Source organism: Ruminococcus sp., from assembly GCF_016287535.1.
In the GTDB taxonomy this organism is placed as follows: domain Bacteria; phylum Bacillota; class Clostridia; order Oscillospirales; family Ruminococcaceae; genus Ruminococcus.
On sequence record NZ_JAEFAJ010000006.1, the window covers coordinates 79,908 to 98,067 of the forward strand.

Below are 18,160 nucleotides of genomic sequence, written 5' to 3' on the forward strand. Positions count from 1 at the left end.
GACTATGTTCAAAACTGTAATCAAGATAGAAGGCATGATGTGCGGAATGTGCGAGGCTCACGTCAATGAGGCAGTACGCGCAGCGGTATCCGCAGAAAAAGTGTCTTCCTCGCACAAAAAAGGCACCACAGAACTGATAACCGAAAAAGAACCGGACGAAAACAAACTCAGGGAAGCTGTTGAAAAGGACGGCTATAAGGTTCTTGGCATAACCACCGAGCCCTATGAGAAAAAAGGTCTTTTCAGAAAAAAGTGATTTAAAAGGCAGTTCATAACGAACTGCCTTTTATACTATTCTTTTTTTGTTTCTTCCTTCACAAAGAAGTCCTGCACCTTTTTGGTTATCATGGTCAGATATCTCAGGCAGGGCTCCGCGATAATTGAGAAGTTCACGCAGAGAATGATACATCTGTTTGACATGGATGATATAGAGAACAGGTCGCTTACAAATACCATACAGCATACAAGACCAATGCCGCAGCCTATCCATATACCCATTTTCAGAACGTCAAGCGGCTTTGATATCTGATAGAGTATCATCATGCCGACAATACTCATCAGTATCGTTGAAGCAGTAGCGATATCGTTCGGACCAACGCTGAAGATATTTCCGAAATATATCATGGCTCCGACTACAAGAACATCGGTAAGTGCCGCAGGAAGAGCCTTCAGCAGTATATTCATTATGAAACGTCCCCGTATCAGTTCACGGTTGGGCATGAATGAGAGGAAGAACGCAGGAAGTCCGATGGTGAACACGCTTATGAGCGATAACTGCGACGGCAGAAGCGGATACTTCATGCCGAAGCATATTGAAAGTATAGCAATGATGAATGAGAATATATTCTTTACTATAAACAGACTGCCTGAACGCTCAATGTTGTTTACTACCTTTCTGCCCTCTGCCACAACATCGGGCATTTTCGAGAAGTCCGACTCCAGCAGTACGAGCTGAGCGGCCTGTGCCGCAACATCGCTTCCCGAAGCCATAGCAACCGAACAGTCCGCGTCCTTGAGCGCAAGCACATCGTTGACACCGTCGCCGGTCATGGCAACTGTTTTTCCTGCTTTTTTCAGTGCTCTTACGAACTTTCTCTTCTGTTCCGGAGTAACTCTTCCGAATACCGTATATCTTGTCACAGCTTCCTTTATTGAACTCTCCGTGGTAAGAGTCGTAGCGTCAACATAATTCCCGGCATTCTTTATGCCTGCGCGTTTGGCGACCTCTGATACAGTGACGGGATTATCTCCTGATATTACCTTTATCTCCACGCCCTGTTCAGCAAAGTATCCGAAAGTCTCAGGAGCGTTCTTTCTTATCGGGTTGGACATTATAACAAAGCAGACCGGCTCCACAGCTGAAGTGAGCGCTTTTCCGTCGGGGAGACCTTTGTATCTGCCGAAAGCGAGCACACGGTAGCCCTTGTGGCTGTATGAGTCGATAAGCTCACGGTGATCCCTTATATTATCTTTCAGAATGAATTCGGGAGCACCCAGTACATATGAATCCTTTTCAAATGTTACGCTGCTGTACTTGAACTCCGACGAAAAGCCTGTAGCCGCAACAGCTGTCCTGCCTGCCGGACAGTGGAAGTGATTCTTTATAGCAGCCATAGTCTCATTGTCCGAATCCTGAGCCGCAGCAAAATCACTGAGCAGCCCCTCTATACGGTCGTCGTCATCTCCCTCCGCGGCATTCACGACAGCCGAAACTGTCATGGTATTCTCGGTGATGGTGCCGGTCTTGTCCACACAAAGCACATCGACACGCGCAAGAGTTTCAATGCATTTCATATCATGTACGAGTACCTTGTTGACAGCAAGCTTCATGGTACTGATAACGAGAGCAACACTCGCAAGCAGGAAAAGTCCTTCAGGTATCATACCTATTACAGCCGCCACCATTGACTGAACACTTGCCCTTATTGTCTCGTGACTGAGATAGTAAGCCTGATAGAAAAGAATGATGCCGATAGGTATTATAGCAAAGCCTGCAAACTTTACGATCCTGTTGAGCGAGCGTATCATTTCGGACTGCTCGCCCTTTTTTGTCTTTTTAGCCTGAATGGTGAGTCTTGATATATATGATTCCCTGCCCACCTTTTCCAGTCTTGCGCGGCAGGTGCCTGAAACGATGTAGCTTCCGGACATAAGGGTATCTCCGGGCTTTTTGCTGACCTCGTCCGATTCACCTGTCAGAAGCGACTCGTTTACCGAAACATTTCCGTCCACCACAATAGCGTCCGCGCATATCTGGTTGCCTGCCTTGAAGATAACTATATCATCAAGAACAAGCTCCTTCGACGGAACCTTTCTGACCTCTCCGCTGCGGACAACAGTCGAGACCGGAGCATTCAGCATTGAGATCTTGTCAAGAACGGATTTTGAACGAAGCTCCTGAATGATACCTGTCAGGGCATTGGCTATGATGACGGGCATAAAAGTAAGATCACGGTACGAACCGACTACGATCAGCAGTACCGAAAGGATAACGAATATAAGGTTAAAGTAAGTAAAAATATTGTCAGAGAGTATCTCCTTAACGGTTTTTGACGGAGCTTCAACAGGTGTGTTGTCAAGTCCTTCTTCAATTCTCTGAGTGACCTGTTCATCGGTAAGACCTGTATCATAATCCGCCTTAATGCGTTTATAGTCAATGATATCCCTGAATTCACTGGTTTTCATTATGCAATAATACTCCTCGCATATAATACTTTTAATATTATAACATATTAAAATGCAAATATCAACCCTTATACCGAAATTACGTTGTTTTTGTGTATTCAGCAGCCGACGTCATACAGCAATTGTCCCAAAATGTATTTATGATGCGCAGATTCCTTATAAAAACAGGGATCTGCGCATCATACATATTTATATTGAACCATATCATTTTTGACGCTTTGTACATATACGGTACATTTTTATTGTGCAAAGCGCAGAATCCGGAAACTTTTTAATATCAGTGATCTCCCGTTGAATTTCACCCCGTTCCTCTGATGAACTGTGTAAACATAATCTGTACCGGCGAATAACTGACTGTATTATTTTCCGCTTACTAAGCTGAATGTTTCTTCCATGTTGCTGCTGTCAGTTCTGCTGATAACATTCCTATCGCCGATGCGCTCACAGTAAAATGAGATCAGGAACGCTCTTACACCTGTATCGCTGTTTGTAATATATACGTTTACTACTGAGTTGTCGTCAAACTGTTCAGCCGGGATATTTACTTCTGCCGTTCCGGGACAGCTGAACTCATCACCGGATATTATCCTTGCATCTTCGTTATCTCTTGTAATAATAAAGTCTAAATTGAACTTTCCGCTCGCATTGTCCGGTATGCTTATCACGGGTTCAGACGCACCTTCGGAAGCATTCCCGCTGCTGATATAAAAGTGTACCTCCTTGCTCTCCGCAACTCCACTGCCCGGCAAAGGCGACTGAGCGACTATGATACCTTTTTTCTGTGCTGAGGCTACAGTAGTTGTATGTATATTAAAACCGTAATATCCTGCCCGAACATCTGCGTCATCTGCGTTCATGCCTCTGAAATCATACATTTCCATGACCTTATCGACTGAATCGCTGCTTACATAAAGAGTTACCGTCGAGCCCTTAGGAATTTTTTCACCTGCTGCGGGTTCTGACTTTATAACATAACCAGGCTTTACAGTTTCATCTGCCATTTTTTGGGTATTGATATTTAGACCTCTTTCCCTGAGCTGCTGCTTTGCCAGCTCGTACTGCATATCAGCGACCGGAGGTATGGAAACAGTTTCCGATGATGTTTTATCAAGCTGTTGCTCATAATTCCATATCTCACTGCTGTTATCCTTTGCTGACGCCCCGTCAACGGCGTATAAGAACTTATCAGGTTCCAATTCGACAGAGTTCAGGAACTGTGTTATCTTATCATTAATGCTGTAATGTTTAGTCTCTGTTATGCCATCGGCTTCTTTAAGATACGTTATGGAACCGTCCATCATACTTACCATGAGCAGATACGGATCATTATTATTATATATGTGCAGGATCGAAATTTCGCCATCAGCAGGCTCCTTATCCTTCAGTTCCTTCCACGGCAGTTCATCAAGTATGGAAACGAGCTCCTTTACATCTTCGCTTTCAAGCTCTATAGCCGCAGGCGCTATTGCAGGGCAGAGCATACGCACCCTGTCAATCTTGCCGAAGGGATAATTGTTTTCTGTTTCCGTAACTGCTGGAAGAGTGCCTTCCTGAGCTAAGAGAGTATGACCTGTTCTGCTTTTTTGCAGCATTGCCAGTCCGCCTGCAGCGCCTCCTGCGACTAAAGCGATAACAGCTGCTGCCGATACTATTTTCTGCCATAAGGGCTTTTTGTATATCTCCACGCCGGATACTACCATAGCGGGAGTTTCATTACTTTCTTTGGTTCTTTCGTTATATATCTTTCTGCTCATTGCAAACATCCTTTCCTTGTCACTTTCGGAAGCAGGACAGTTGCCGGCAATGCGTCTTATATCAGAATCGTCTGCATTTTCAAGTATTTCAAGATCAAGTTCTTTATCCTTCATACCTGTACCTCCTTACAGTGAAATGTTCATTTCGGTGAGCTTTGACCTGAGCTTTCCGAGAGCGCGGCTGCAGCGCATACGCACAGCTTCAGGCGTCATAGAAACTATTTCCGCTATTTCCTTTGAGCTGCGCATAAAGAAATACTTCTGCATTATTATAATGGAGTCCGGTTCGCCGAGAAGCTCCACACAGTGTATCAGCTCTGAGCGGAGCTCATTTTTGTCAACGGTCTCCTCCGTATTATCCGGAGCTGTAAGCTCCTTTGCTTCATCGTCCTCAATGGAAAAGCTGATATTTTTATGTCTTGTCAGCCTGTTATACACGTCAGCCGCCTTCCTGCGGGCTACAGCTCCTACAAAACCTGAGATGTCACCGCTGAAATCCTTTTCCGAATCGTAGTATATGTATATGTCGGCAAAGGAGTCGCTGACGCATTCCTCGATATCCTCGCGTTCTGCGCAGCTCCGCAGCCTGCTGAAAACAATAGTGTATACGTAATTGAAATACTCGTTGAAGAGTGTACGCTGAGCTTCTTCCTTTGATGTTTCGGAAGCCTGCCTGTATTCTTCATGTGTCATGATCTCACCTTCTTATCCTGTAAAGCTTTTATAATGCATTGTATCGGCTTACATCATATCTATTCCAGCTCCCGGACAGAAACGCAACAGCCGCAGATATATTTTTTTATTTTAATCAAATTCGGCTGAAACAGGTTTCAATTCCATTATTCCGGTCAGGAAAAGCATTCCGTACTTTAAACACTCTGCCGCGAAAAACAAATATCCGCAATTATTGTCAACCGATTTTTAATATTAAGGTTGACAAAGCAGACGTACTATGCTATAATAGATTTATAATCATTAAGGAGATGCTGCAAATGACAGAACAGAACACAATAAAACGAAGCTTTTCCACGAAGGAACTCGTACTCACAGCTCTTTCCACAGCCATAACGGTGGTATGCGCATGGATATCCATACCTATAGGAACTATCGCTTTCACTATGCAGACCTTTGCGGTATTCTGCGCACTTCTGACCCTCGGCGGCAGGGACGGGCTGTTCTCATGGTTAGCCTATATACTTCTCGGAGCTGCCGGACTTCCCGTATTTACCGGATTCAAGGGCGGTCTGGGAGTCCTTGTGGGTCCCACAGGCGGTTATATTCTCGGCTTTATACTTATGGCGCTTTTATACTGGGCCGGAACGAAGCTCCTCGGCGAAAAGCTAGCTGTACGGATAATACTGCTGCTTGCAGGACTTGCCGTCTGCTATGCCTTCGGCACATTATGGTTCGTATACGGCTACTCAAAGGGAGGAAATGCCATGACATTCAAAAAAGCTGCGGAAATATGCGTACTCCCGTTCATACCGTTCGACCTGCTCAAACTTGTCCTCGCACTTATAATATCGGACCGCGTGAAAAAATATGCAAAGCTCTGAAAAACAGACCTGTTCAGCTGAACAGGTCTGTTTTTATTCTGACATAAAGCCCTGAAGGGCTTCAAGTTTTTCACTGGCGATACGCCTGCCTATACGGTAGACCTCCCTCATGACATCAGGATCATGCTCTGTATGACCTATAGGAAGCTTCTCCGGAGGAGCGATAACAAAGGCTCTCCCCTCATTTTCAGCACTGAATATGTACTTTGTCTCACTGTTGTACATCTTATGATAATTGCCTATAGCCCTTACCAGCTCCGGATATCTGCGGTATCTTATCTTTATGAGATTAATTGCGCTCGTCGGCTTTTTCACGTAATCACGCGGCTGAGTGAGTATTACCACATTTCTTTCGCAGCCTCTGCTCTCCATGAACCTGAGAGGGAGCACATCGGCTATACCGCCGTCAAGCAAACTGTATCCTCCCACCTCTACTATCCTCGCGGCAAGAGGCATGGAAGCGGAAGCCCTTATCCATTCGAGCTCATCATAGCAGATCGCCCCGCACTTATGGTACACCGCCTTGCCTGTGGAAACATCGGTACACACCACCCAGAAATCCATAGGCGAAGCGTTGAAGGCTTCTTTATCGAAGATATCAAGCTTTTCCGGCAAGGTATGATAGCAGAACTCCGCGCCGAACATATCTCCTGTTTTTATCAGGGAAAGTGCGCTGCAATAGCGCTTGTCCCTGCAGAATCTTGTATTGTAGCGTATCGCCCTGCGTATCTGTCCCGACTTATAATTGCAGCCGAAGGCAGCGCCTGCCGAAACTCCCACAGCCGCGTCGAATGCTATATTGTTTTCCATGAGGACGTCGATAACTCCGGCGGTAAAAAGTCCGCGCATAGCTCCGCCCTGCATAACAAGTCCGTGTTTCATATCTTACTCCCTTTTTTATGCATTGTATCTGTAAAAAAGCAGCTTGTCAAGGGTCAGCCTCGGTCTCCACCAGTCTCTCGCCTGTCCGAACTCTTTATATCCGTTATGCCACTGCCATGATATATCAAAACCGCCGTCCTCCTGCTGCAGCTGACCGAGTATTTCCCTCTCGGCTCTGATAAGCGGACGTATCCTGTCCGTTATGAACTGCCCGAATATACCGCAGAAGAAGTCTGATGGCTTGGGAACATATTCCGTTCCGTACCTTGAAGTATCGCTGCATATTACCTGCTCAAGCTTTTCGCACAGGATATCCTTTGTGTTGAATCCGCTGCCTATAACTGCTGCATTGTTTCTTTCCATAAGTTCATAAGCAAGAAGAAAGCATTTAAGGTCATCGGCTATCATGTCCTCCTGTTCCGCAAGAGCTTCAAATGCTTCAAGGACTATCTGAGCGTAATACTGCTTTTCATCACTGAAGCACATCATAAACGCCGCCAGCGAGACCGAAGGATTGAAGCCTCGTATACCGTCCCCGTTCTTCTCCCACCATACCGCGTGAGGATAGTCCTTATTGCTGTCTATGGCAAATAGCCAGCGCTTCTTCTCTTCGTCGAATGAGTCGTGAGAACCGAGATAATGGGCTATACGGTCTGTGATACGGCTTTTTTCGTCAAGGACGCCTGTTCTGAACAAAGTCATTATGGCGTCGTTTGTGGCTACAGGATTTGAATCTGGGTTCCAGTTATCCGGTTCCACAGCGTTTCCGAAGCCGCAGTCATCATTCATATATTTCAGCAGCTCATGTACAACCTTTCCCCTTGTGCCGTTCTCAAAATAATAGCAATAAAGCGCCTTTTCAAGCGGTCTTGCGTTTGCTGTAATAAATTCAGAAGCTTTTAATGTATCCATTCCTTTTTTCCTTATCAAGAAAGGAGCTGCCGCAACAGCTCCTAATGTCGTCAATTATCACTGAGGTCATAAGGCTGCTCCTCGTTTGAGAGAGCCACCTCTATCACCTTGCCGTAGAATCCCGCAGGATTGAGGAGTATCTTCTCCCCTATGAGCTTTGCCTGAGTAAGATCCGGAGCATAAAGCCTGAGATCCATCAGATCAAAGCCGGTATCTATACATCTTACGTGGATATAGTAACCCTTTCCCACGGGTTCGTACTCTATTTTCAGTTCCTTCTCGTACTTTATCCTTGCAAAGTATCTCAAAGCCGCAAGGACGAGCTTATCCCTGTAGGACTTGGGAGCATAGTTTTTCAGCTGTTTTGCGCACTCCCTGCCCTTTTCGCCGAGGACGTAGCATTCTCCGCCGTTTTCGTCCTTTTCAGATGAAACAAGTCCGTTTTTGAGGAGATAGCCTATAGAGTCCTGATAGTAGAAGTAGTTTATTATGCCCGTGCCGATAGCTATATCGTAAAGCTGCTCCGGGCTCACCGGACGGTCTATTTTATAGAGCAGGTAGCAAAGGAGTATATTAAGGGTAGGAACGTCCTTTATCTCGGTATCCGCCCGTTCAGCCATTTTCATTATATTTTCGTCCTGCATAGTATGTCACCTTAACAGAAATTCGGATAATCCAGCATATTTGACAGCAGAGCGATATTAACAGCCGCCTCCACACAGGGGACAGCCGCAGGAACAGTACAGGGGATATTCTTTTCGCTCTCCACAGTCTCGCTGGTCATATCCCTGTAATTCACAGCTGCCTGCTGACCTGCGGTATACTCCGAGGGCTTCATGGCAACTCTCAGAGTTATGGGCATACCTGACGAAATACCGCCGATTATGCCGCCGTGGTTATTGGTCTTTGTGAGGACGTGACCGTGGTCGTTGACATAGAACTCGTCATTGTTCTGACTTCCCACCATTTTAGCGGAAGTAAAGCCCGCTCCGAACTCAAGTCCCCTTACTCCGGGGATACCGAATACCAGCTGAGCGATATTATTTTCAAGTCCGTCAAAAACAGGAGAACCGATACCGGCAGGAACATTCACGGCAGCGCATTCGATTACGCCGCCGAGGGATTCGCCGCCCTCGTGAGCCTTGTTTATATCCTCTATCATATCCCAGCCCTTGCGGTCGTTGATAACGGGGAACTTCTTCCTCCTCACGCTGATAACGCCGTCACGGGTTATATTCACCGGGTCGAAGGGATTATCCTTTATGTTGTGTATCTGGAGTATATGCGCTCCCGTATAGATACCCCTTCTTTCGAGTATCTGTGCGCAGACAGCTCCCGCAAAGCAGAGAGGAGCCGTAAGTCTGTCGGAAAAATGCCCGCCGCCGCGGACGTCGTTGAAGCCCTTATACCTGAGAGTACCTGTATAGTCTGCGTGTCCGGGACGTACAAGATTGTCGAGCTCTTCATGCTGTGGAGCAGAAGTCTCTGTATTCTGAAGGAAGGCACACAACGGCGAACCAGTAGTGCGGTCCCTGAAAATGCCCGACATTATATGCGGCATGGAATTAACAGCCGGAGAACCTCCGCCGGTATATCTTCTTGCCATAAAATCCGCAAGCGCTTCGGCGTCGATATACTCCCCTGCGGGAAGATTGTCCACAGTCACGCCTATTGCGGGGCCATGAGCTTCTCCGAACATGGATATGGATATCCTGTTATTCCATACTGATGACATTGGCTTTACCTCCGAGCATTTTGTAGTCGTCAAAGAAAGCCGGATAGGACTTTTCTGCCGCTTCAGCGCCCTTTATGACGACTTCTCCGTCTATGCGGGTCGCAGCAACAGCAGCAGCCATTACTATCCTGTGATCGCCGTAGCTGTCAACCGTGCCGCCGTGCATGGCGTTTGTGGGACGGATAATAAGCCCGTCATCGGTAACAGTAACGTCTCCGCCAAGTGCGTTCAGCATTGCGGAGGTGCTTTCAAGGCGATCGCTCTCTTTTATTTTAAGTCTTTTAGCGTTATAAATGACAGATTCTCCGCTGCCGAAAGCTCCCAGCACAGCCAGTATGGGCACAAGGTCGGGAATATCCGAGCAGTCGGCTCTGTAATGTCCGATATTGCTATTATAACACATCCCTCTGATAATTTCAAGGATTTTCTTGTCGCCCTGAACACTGTTTTCATTAAGGTTGTAAAGCTCCACCTCCGAGCCGAGTGCATTTGCCACGCAGAAGAAGGCAGCCTGAGAGTAATCTCCCTCTATTTTCTCGTCTCTTGCAGTATAGCTCTGACCTCCCTTAACGCGGAAGCCGCGCTCCGTTTCTTCTGCGGAAACGCCGAAACGCCGGAGCGTATCTATAGTTATATCAACATATGGACGGGATTCAAGATGCGAGGTCAGGACTATCTCGGAATCCCCTTCAAGGAGAGGAAGAGCAAAGAGAAGTCCGGTTATGAACTGTGAGGAAACATCGCCCTCAATCTCAAAAATCCCGCTTTTCAGTCCGCCGGATACGGTAAATGGCATTGTATTGCTATAATCGAAACGGACGCCGTTTTTGCCAAGCTCACGGATAAATATATTTATCGGGCGCTGAGGCAGACGTCCTCTTCCGCGGAATTCTGTTTCACAGCCCACAGCTGCCGCAACAGGAATGAGAAAGCGGAGCGTCGAACCGCTCTCGTTGCAGTCGATGGCGCATTTATCCGTCTTCCTGCCGCCGCTGCCTTTTACGGTGATATCGCCGCCGTTCACGGTGAATTCAGCTCCGAGAGCGGTCATAGCGCCGATAGTGGCTTCGATATCCTTTGACATGGTAACTCCGCTGAGATGCGAAACTCCCTCAGCGAGCGCGGCGCATATTATTGAACGGTGTGCGCAGCTTTTTGACGCTGGAACGCTGAGCTTTCCACGCAGCACCGAGGGTCTTATGCTAATATCCATTCTCAGCCCTCCATAAGACGGCAGAATTCGCTGAAGGGCACCTTTACTATCTCGCCCTTTCCGACTTCCCTGCAAATAATGTAATTTATGTCCTTTGCCTCGTTCTTCTTGTCCTTTGAACAGAACGGGAGCAGCTCATTCATGGGGATATCGCTTCCCGTCGGAAGTTTATAAGCCTTTACACATTTTTTCAGTCTCTCCGACAGCTGAGGAGCGAGCCTGTCGGTTATCATGCACATACCAGCGGCAACACCCTCTCCGTGTGCGATATCCTTATAATTATGCCAGCCCTCAAGAGCATGACCAAGAGTATGGCCGAAATTCAGCACCATCCGTTCTCCGCGGTCAAACTCGTCATTCTCAACTATCCTGCGTTTTATGTCGATACATGAGTATACCATCTCATCCATTATCGCATCAACATTTTCAAGGCAGTGGGACTCCATGAGCTCAAAGAGCTTTTCGTCCCGTATCATACCGTACTTTATGCACTCGCCCATGCCCTCCGCAAGCACCTCCTGCGGCAGTGTCTTCAGGGCGTCGCTGTCGCATATAACGAGAGCAGGCTGCTTGAAGGCTCCCACAAGGTTCTTGCCGCCGGCAATGTCTATAGCGGTCTTGCCGCCCACAGAGGAATCCACCTGCGCAAGCAGAGTTGTGGGTATCTGAACGAAATCAACGCCCCTGAGGTAAGAAGCAGCGGCAAATCCTGTGATATCGCCTACAACTCCGCCTCCGAGGGCAACTATGATATCCGATCTTGTGATATTGCTCTCACAGAGAAAATCATATATCCTGCCAAGGTTTTCAAGGCATTTCGACTGCTCGCCGTTAGGGAAAACAAAAACACTGCACTCAAAGCCGGCAGATTCAAGCGAGTCCTTTACCGCCTTCAGGTGGAGCTTTTCCACGATATCATCGGTGATTACCGCTGCCCTGCGTGACTTTGTGACCGCCGCTATATATTCTCCACTTTTTGCGAGTCCGCCCCGCTCTATTATAACATCATATGGATGGCTCGTTTTTACGTTTATCCTCTTCATTCTGCCGACCTCCGGTATTTTCCTTGACACTGCACCAGGCAGCGTTTTATCTCAGAAAAAATTATACCATACACTATAAAAGCTGTCAACACTTTTTTGCTTTAAAACTTTTATCTGCTGAATTTTAGTTGTGACAAACATAGAAATACTTAAGGCGCTTTTGTTAATTTTTTCTATGTTATCTGTATAAAACATATAAACGCGAACAGTTGATTTGTACATTTTTCACATCATATTTCAACTCATATAGCAACACATTGTGATGTTAATACTGAGTTCACAAAATGTCAATCAATGGCCCCAGGCAATGTGATATAATATTATTATCATTTAATCAGACATTTTAGTTATGCAGATCCGGAGGTGAGTCATATGTCCACAGATGAATACATTTCTGCCCTCGAAGAGTTCATTGTCCTCATGCAGAACGTCGAAGCTGCATCGCCGGATATCATGTCCGAGGCTATGACAAGGCTCTGCCATGTACTGAGGATCGGCAAGGTGGAAGCGCTGACATATGAGAACGAAGCCGCCGAACACCTCGGTCTTGCATCTGTTCACCGCTATTATAACTGCGGTGTCCCCTGCCTCGGCGAGTATATCAGCAAAAGAATAATCACCGTCGATGAACAGATAGCCGTATACCGTGTTTTCATCGTAAATGACGCTGAGCCGTGGAATGATACCGAACGCAGCAGGATCAACCTTTTTATCGTGCTGCTCAGCACCTTCAACGGCAAGATGAGACTGCTCTCTCTGACACACCGCCTCACCTTCTTCGACAGCGACCTTAATATGTACAATCACCGCCATTTCATGCACCTCATAAGGAAGCTGTACAAAGACGAGACTATCGACCGCTTCACAGCCGTATACTTCAATCTGAAACGCTTTTCCATAGTCAATCAGCAGATAGGCAGGGAAAACGGTACAAGAGTAATGAAGAAATTCATCGGTATGTTTGAAAATCTGCTTGACTGTCAGGAAGAGTGCGTTTGCCGTATCGGCGGCGATAACTTCATAGCTCTCATAAAACAGGAAAAGCTCAGCGATGTGCTCGGACTCCTGAGCGGTACGGGCATAACCTACGACGCAAGCCGGTCGGAACGTATATTTATATCCGCGACCGCCGGTGTGTACGTTATCCCTGATATAGACAGCTTCATACTCCCCACTGATATCATGGACCGCGTCAGTATGGCTTTCCACCTTGCAAAAGGCTCCGTCAAGCAGGATGTGGTATTTTTCGACGACGCTCTCCTCGCACGCAGCAAACAGAATAACGAAATAACCGCCTGCTTTCTGAAATCACTCGAAAAGCAGGAGTTCCTCGTTTATTATCAGCCGAAAGTAGATATAAGAGACCGCAGTGTTGCCGGCGGAGAAGCTCTGTGTCGTTGGGTACACAATGAAAGACTTGTTCCGCCAGCCGAGTTCATACCGGTTCTCGAACAGAGCAGGGATATCTGCAAGCTCGATTTTTATATGCTTGACAGCGTATGCCGTGATATCAGGCACTGGCTCGACACAGGTATGCAGGCTGTAAGGATATCGGTAAACCTCTCACGGCGCCATCTTTCAGATATGGATCTGCTTCAGCATATCGTCGAGATCATCGACAGTCACAATGTCCCACATGAATACATCGAGATAGAGCTGACAGAAACTACCACAGACGTCGAGTTCAAAGACCTCAAGCGTACTATAAAAGGTCTGCAGGAGGCAGGTATCGCAACATCAGTAGATGATTTCGGTATAGGCTATTCTTCGCTGAATCTTATCAAGGAAGTCCCGTGGAATGTGCTGAAGCTCGACAAGAGCCTGCTGCCTGACTATGAAAAGGACGATCCCGAACAGAAAAGCGTCATGTTCAGATATATTGTCGCTATGGGACGTGAAATGGGTCTCGAATGTATCGCCGAGGGCGTCGAGACAAAGGAACAGGTAAAGCTCCTTGAGGACAACCGCTGTGACCTTGCTCAAGGCTTCTACTTCGACAGACCTCTCCCCGTTAAGGAGTTTGAGAAACGTCTCATTGACGATTTCCGCTATGATAAATGACAACAGGCTGCCATTCATAAGGCAGCCTGATTTTTACTCTTGACATCATAGCCGTGTATATGGTATAATATTAAACGATGTGCCGGTGTGATGGAATTGGCAGACGTGACGGACTCAAAATCCACTCAAACTTTTTTGGCTGAGTGAATTCCAAATCTACCACGATTTTCTTGAAATCTACGTCATTCCGACGTTTCAACACTATTGCACTTCTCATTTGGTAGAAAAAGTCTTGTATTTTTTCTCATGGGGTTCAGAAGTTTTCTACCAAATTTGATTGTTTTCTCATTCTTTTCGGTTGCAGTAACGGACTTTTTGTCTTGTGTGCTTGTTTTCAAAAATTTAACAACTATGCCGGTGTGATGGAATTGGCAGACGTGACGGATTCAAAATCCGTTGGTGGCAACACCGTGCGGGTTCGACCCCCGCCACCGGCACCATATTTAGACGTCACAATGGAGATATTTCTCATTTGACGTTAGTGAAAAGCATCCCTATTTATAGGGGTGTTTTTCTTTTTATGCCTTTTAAAACAACGAAGGATTATATTATTGATCGGTAATTTGAGCAATTAAGTATTGAAGTGATCTTGAGACTAATTCCAACTGCACCAAGGCTCACCCACTCCTCATACCATCTCACCATATCTCATCCATAAAAAATCGGACAGTTTATGCTGTCCGATTTTTTATTAAAAGTATTGGCTAACTAAATTATTTAATTGTTGCTTTATACCATTAAAGTCACAATCTAGGTCCAAACTTTTTACGCCAATAGTATTGCCGCTCATTGAATATTCCTGATCGGGCTGAATGAAATCATCAGTTTTGGCATATAGTAGCAATCCAGAGACTTCCTTGCCTGATCCAGCTTCTAATGATTTATTCTTCGTATATGTAAATATTTGATACAGGTTTCCCGAATGTATAGATCGAGAATCATATTGAATCTGAAGATTATGAGAATAATACTTAGCGTCAATAATCAAAATCTTATCTCTATACTCAAGAACAACGTCGCTTTGCATAACTGGCAACATATCAAAGTAGCCGTCGTCGATTTGCCAAGGAATCTGAGGTGAGCTGGTTTTTATGTCTGGGAATTCTTTACGGTAGTACTCGAGTATGAATTTTTCGTACAGACGATGCATATGTTGATCGTCCAAGAAATCCATAAGTTTCGTGGAGCCATCCGCTTGAGTTTGCAATAAGCCCTTTATGACAAGATAATATGGCTACAGTAAAAAGAATCGAAGCGAAATTCGCGCCAACGGTCGTCTCTAAGCGCGTTGCGGCCTATGCACGAGTTTCTTCAGATAAAGACGCCATGCTGCAGTCTTTATCCGCACAGGTCAGCTACTACAATAACTACATCACCAACCATCCTGGTTGGGAGCTAATTGAAATCTATTCCGACGAAGGTATATCAGGAACAAAAGAAGATAGACCAGGATTCCAAAAGATGTTGGAAGATTGCAGGAACAATAGGATTGATCTTATTATCGCAAAATCGATAACAAGGTTTGCTAGAAATACGGTCATCCTACTGCAAACTATAAGAGAGCTGAAAACACTAGGTATTGATGTATATTTCGAGAAAGAGAATATACATACATTAAGTTCCGAAGGCGAGTTCATGATTACGCTGTTGGCATCTTATGCGCAAGAGGAAGCAAGGTCAGCTAGCGAAAATCAGCTTTGGCGAATACATAAGCTATTCGAAAACGGAATGCCTAGCACTTGTTTGTATTATGGCTACAGATACGATAAAGGCAAATTCGTAATAGAACCGGGCGAGGCAGAAGTAGTAAGAGAAATCTTTGACCTATATCTGTCCGGTTATGGCATCATGAGAATCGCCAAGCTACTTAACGACCGAAATACTCCTACTAGACTCGGCGGTAAATGGAAAGGCCATAGAATCTACAAAATGCTCAAAGACGAAGTGTATATCGGCAATCTGCTTCTTCAGAAAACATATACCAAAGACTATATCTCGAAACAACGTATGGAAAACCGCGGAGAGAAGCCAATGTACGAAGTTATAGGCAGTCATGAGGCGATTGTTGACGAGAACACATTTTATCAGGTGCAAGAAGAGATGATGCGCAGAAAAGCAGTAAACGATAGTCGCCAGAAAGCAGATACACCTGCATACAAATCGCAATTCACTTCTCTGCTTATATGCGGAATTTGCGGCAAAACTTATAGGCGAAAGAAGAACTGCGGAAGATATGTTTGGACTTGCAGCACTTATCATGACTTCGGTCAAAAGTATTGCAATTCTAAACGAATACGAGACGATATCCTTACCGAATCAGTAACCAAGGTTCTCGGAATTGAGCGAATTGATGACATAGACATCCGTTCAGTATTAAAAGAAATCATAATCTGCGAGAACAATATTTTAGAGTTCCACTTTAATAACGGCGAGGTAAAAACGCTCGAATGGAAGCAAAAATCCAGGAGTGAATCCTGGACTAAAGAAATGCGAGAAGCGGCAGGAAGAAAGACCGCTGAAAGATACAGGAGGAATAAAAATGGCAGTAATTAGAAAAATTGAAGCCAAAATTCCCGAAGCGGCTTTTACTAACGATGGCACAACTCGAAAGAAAAGAGTCGCCGCCTATGCTCGCGTATCTACCGAGCAGGACGAGCAGCAGTCAAGCTATGAAACGCAAGTAAATTTCTATACTAATTATATCCAAAGCAACCCGGACTGGGAGTTTGCAGGAATCTATTCCGATGAGGGTATTTCAGGAACAAATATCAAACACCGCGATGGCTTTAACCGCATGATCAAAGATGCTCTGTCCGGAAAGATTGACTTAATCCTTACTAAGTCAATTTCCCGTTTTGCTAGAAATACCGTAGATTCACTCGTTACTATCAGAAAGCTAAAGGAGAAAGGCATAGAGGTTTATTTTGAAAAGGAAAACATCTACACTTTAGACTCCAAAGGCGAGCTCATGCTTACGATTATGTCGTCTATTGCTCAGGAAGAAAGCCGCTCTATCAGTGAGAATGTTACCTGGGGCAAGCGTAAAAGCATGGCTGACGGAAAAGTATATGTAGCAAGGAAAGGTTTCCTGGGATACAAGCTCGACGAGAATGGAAATACCGTAATTGATGAAGCTGAAGCGAAAATAGTCCGCGAAATATATGATCTTTTTCTCAAAGGGAATACTATTCGCAATATTTGTTCCATATTGGATTCCAAAGGAATTCCGACGCCGCGAAAAAGTAAGCATTGGCCAGTAAGTACGGTAAAGAGCATTCTTAGTAATGAAAAGTATAAAGGTGATGCTCTTCTGCAGAAATCTTATGCGATAGATTTTCTTAATAAGAAAAGAAAAAAGAATACCGGCGAACTTCCACAGTACTATGTCGAGGGATCACATCCGCCGATTATTAGCCCAGAACTCTTCAATTTAGCACAAACCGAACTTCGAATCAGAGAACACAATAAAGCAAGAAGCACTAGTATCTTTTCATCGAAGATCATCTGCGGAGATTGTGGTTGCTGCTACGGCAGAAAAGTAAAGAATTCTACCGGCAAGAATAAGGCTCACTATTGGTACTGTAACAAGAAATACTCCGGAAGCCAGACTTGCGAAACACCTAGCATTACAGAAGAAGCAATTAAAGATGCTTTTGTCCGTGGGTTCAATTCGCTGATTGCAAATAAGAAGTATTACTTCTCTAAAATAACCTCTAGGCTCGAAAGCCTGGACAATACGCAAAATATCCAAGCGGAACTCGAAGATATAACCAAACAATACAACGAGTTAACGCAGCAGTTGCGCCAGCTTATTGAGCAAAACTCCGTTATATCTCAGAACCAAGAGGAGTATAGGGCCAATTTTGAAAGCCTTAACTCTAGGAGACTTCAGCTAGAAGACGAGATTGGCATTCTCGAAAAACAGCTTCAAAGTATACGCTCCCAAAAGGAGCAGATAGCGTTATTCCTAAAGACGCTCGAAAAAGAAGATAGGATAATTCAGAGCTTTGACGAGGAGTTATGGAATATTCTCGTAAAGAATATGACCATAATGCCGAATCAGACAGTAGTCCTACTTTTTAAAGGTGGAACGAAGATGACTGTTGAATTATAGTTCTTTTATCACAAAAGCTCCGCTTATTATATGCGGAGCTTTTCAATGCCTAATCTTTATAGCTTTTCAGTTTTCTCATTAGTTTAATTCTTCCCCAAATAGTGATGCTCCCCACCCTGCACCTGACATTGTCATAAAACCGCCAACAAAGAAAATACCAATGCCAAGAAATATACCAACACCATAAAAAAGTCCAATTGCCATA

General features: G+C 45.2%; 15 protein-coding genes, 1 tRNA gene and 1 pseudogene. 6 read left to right on the top strand and 11 right to left on the bottom strand.

Annotated features, from left to right (window positions below):
* Positions 1 to 4 precede the first annotated feature (4 nt).
* Positions 5 to 256: a cation transporter gene (locus tag QZZ36_RS04465; RefSeq protein ID WP_295077459.1), complete on the top strand. Its 252-nt coding sequence runs from the start codon at positions 5 to 7 to the stop codon at positions 254 to 256.
* Between the two features lie 35 nt (positions 257 to 291).
* Here the strand turns inward: QZZ36_RS04465 and QZZ36_RS04470 are convergent, their stop codons facing one another.
* The 3 genes from QZZ36_RS04470 to QZZ36_RS04480 all read right to left on the bottom strand — a co-directional run bounded on the left by QZZ36_RS04470 (position 292) and on the right by QZZ36_RS04480 (position 5,132).
* On the bottom strand, positions 292 to 2,685 hold the full coding sequence (locus QZZ36_RS04470; protein WP_295077462.1) for a cation-translocating P-type ATPase: 2,394 nt from the start codon (positions 2,683 to 2,685) through the stop codon (positions 292 to 294).
* A gap of 359 nt (positions 2,686 to 3,044) precedes the next feature.
* Entirely contained in the window at positions 3,045 to 4,553 is a 1,509-nt protein-coding gene (locus QZZ36_RS04475; protein ID WP_295077465.1) for a PASTA domain-containing protein, read from the bottom strand.
* 12 nt (positions 4,554 to 4,565) lie between these two features.
* Positions 4,566 to 5,132, bottom strand: a complete 567-nt coding sequence (locus QZZ36_RS04480) for a sigma-70 family RNA polymerase sigma factor (RefSeq protein WP_295077467.1) — start codon at positions 5,130 to 5,132, stop codon at positions 4,566 to 4,568.
* A 299-nt stretch (positions 5,133 to 5,431) separates the two neighbouring features.
* Here QZZ36_RS04480 and QZZ36_RS04485 point away from each other — a divergent pair, with 299 nt between their 5' ends.
* Positions 5,432 to 5,995: a biotin transporter BioY gene (locus QZZ36_RS04485; protein WP_295077469.1), complete on the top strand. Its 564-nt coding sequence runs from the start codon at positions 5,432 to 5,434 to the stop codon at positions 5,993 to 5,995.
* Positions 5,996 to 6,028: 33 nt separating this feature from the next.
* Here QZZ36_RS04485 and QZZ36_RS04490 read toward each other — a convergent pair whose 3' ends face one another.
* Genes QZZ36_RS04490 through aroB form a run of 6 tightly spaced genes read right to left on the bottom strand, consistent with a single transcriptional unit; the run spans position 6,029 to position 11,780 of the window.
* Complete coding sequence (locus QZZ36_RS04490; protein WP_295077471.1) at positions 6,029 to 6,877, bottom strand: patatin family protein; 849 nt, start codon at positions 6,875 to 6,877, stop codon at positions 6,029 to 6,031.
* Between the two features lie 15 nt (positions 6,878 to 6,892).
* Positions 6,893 to 7,789 carry a hypothetical protein gene (locus QZZ36_RS04495; protein ID WP_295077474.1) on the bottom strand — a complete coding sequence of 299 codons (897 nt, stop codon included), beginning with the start codon at positions 7,787 to 7,789 and terminating at the stop codon, positions 6,893 to 6,895.
* 50 nt (positions 7,790 to 7,839) lie between these two features.
* Complete coding sequence (locus QZZ36_RS04500; RefSeq protein WP_295077477.1) at positions 7,840 to 8,433, bottom strand: DUF4364 family protein; 594 nt, start codon at positions 8,431 to 8,433, stop codon at positions 7,840 to 7,842.
* Positions 8,434 to 8,444: 11 nt separating this feature from the next.
* Positions 8,445 to 9,524 carry a chorismate synthase gene (aroC, locus tag QZZ36_RS04505; protein ID WP_295077480.1) on the bottom strand — a complete coding sequence of 360 codons (1,080 nt, stop codon included), beginning with the start codon at positions 9,522 to 9,524 and terminating at the stop codon, positions 8,445 to 8,447.
* Positions 9,505 to 10,737 carry a 3-phosphoshikimate 1-carboxyvinyltransferase gene (gene aroA / locus QZZ36_RS04510; RefSeq protein ID WP_295077482.1) on the bottom strand — a complete coding sequence of 411 codons (1,233 nt, stop codon included), beginning with the start codon at positions 10,735 to 10,737 and terminating at the stop codon, positions 9,505 to 9,507. The genes aroC and aroA overlap by 20 nt, the downstream gene beginning before the upstream one ends.
* A gap of 2 nt (positions 10,738 to 10,739) precedes the next feature.
* Positions 10,740 to 11,780 carry a 3-dehydroquinate synthase gene (gene aroB / locus QZZ36_RS04515; protein WP_295077485.1) on the bottom strand — a complete coding sequence of 347 codons (1,041 nt, stop codon included), beginning with the start codon at positions 11,778 to 11,780 and terminating at the stop codon, positions 10,740 to 10,742.
* Positions 11,781 to 12,152: 372 nt separating this feature from the next.
* Here aroB and QZZ36_RS04520 point away from each other — a divergent pair, with 372 nt between their 5' ends.
* Positions 12,153 to 13,841 carry a GGDEF domain-containing phosphodiesterase gene (locus QZZ36_RS04520; RefSeq protein WP_295077488.1) on the top strand — a complete coding sequence of 563 codons (1,689 nt, stop codon included), beginning with the start codon at positions 12,153 to 12,155 and terminating at the stop codon, positions 13,839 to 13,841.
* Positions 13,842 to 14,194: 353 nt separating this feature from the next.
* Positions 14,195 to 14,281 (top strand) — tRNA-Leu (locus QZZ36_RS04525).
* A 251-nt stretch (positions 14,282 to 14,532) separates the two neighbouring features.
* Here QZZ36_RS04525 and QZZ36_RS04530 read toward each other — a convergent pair.
* A complete protein-coding gene (locus QZZ36_RS04530; protein WP_365685652.1) occupies positions 14,533 to 15,060 on the bottom strand; it encodes a hypothetical protein in 528 nt (175 codons plus the stop codon).
* An 11-nt stretch (positions 15,061 to 15,071) separates the two neighbouring features.
* Between QZZ36_RS04530 and QZZ36_RS04535 the strand changes: the two genes are divergently transcribed.
* Positions 15,072 to 16,394: a recombinase family protein gene (locus tag QZZ36_RS04535; RefSeq protein WP_295077494.1), complete on the top strand. Its 1,323-nt coding sequence runs from the start codon at positions 15,072 to 15,074 to the stop codon at positions 16,392 to 16,394.
* Positions 16,381 to 17,955, top strand: coding sequence for a recombinase family protein (locus QZZ36_RS04540; RefSeq protein WP_295077497.1), 1,575 nt, complete (start codon positions 16,381 to 16,383; stop codon positions 17,953 to 17,955). The genes QZZ36_RS04535 and QZZ36_RS04540 overlap by 14 nt, the downstream gene beginning before the upstream one ends.
* A 93-nt stretch (positions 17,956 to 18,048) precedes the next feature.
* Here the strand turns inward: QZZ36_RS04540 and QZZ36_RS12930 are convergent.
* Positions 18,049 to 18,160, bottom strand: a pseudogene (locus QZZ36_RS12930) (XRE family transcriptional regulator); the annotation flags it as partial.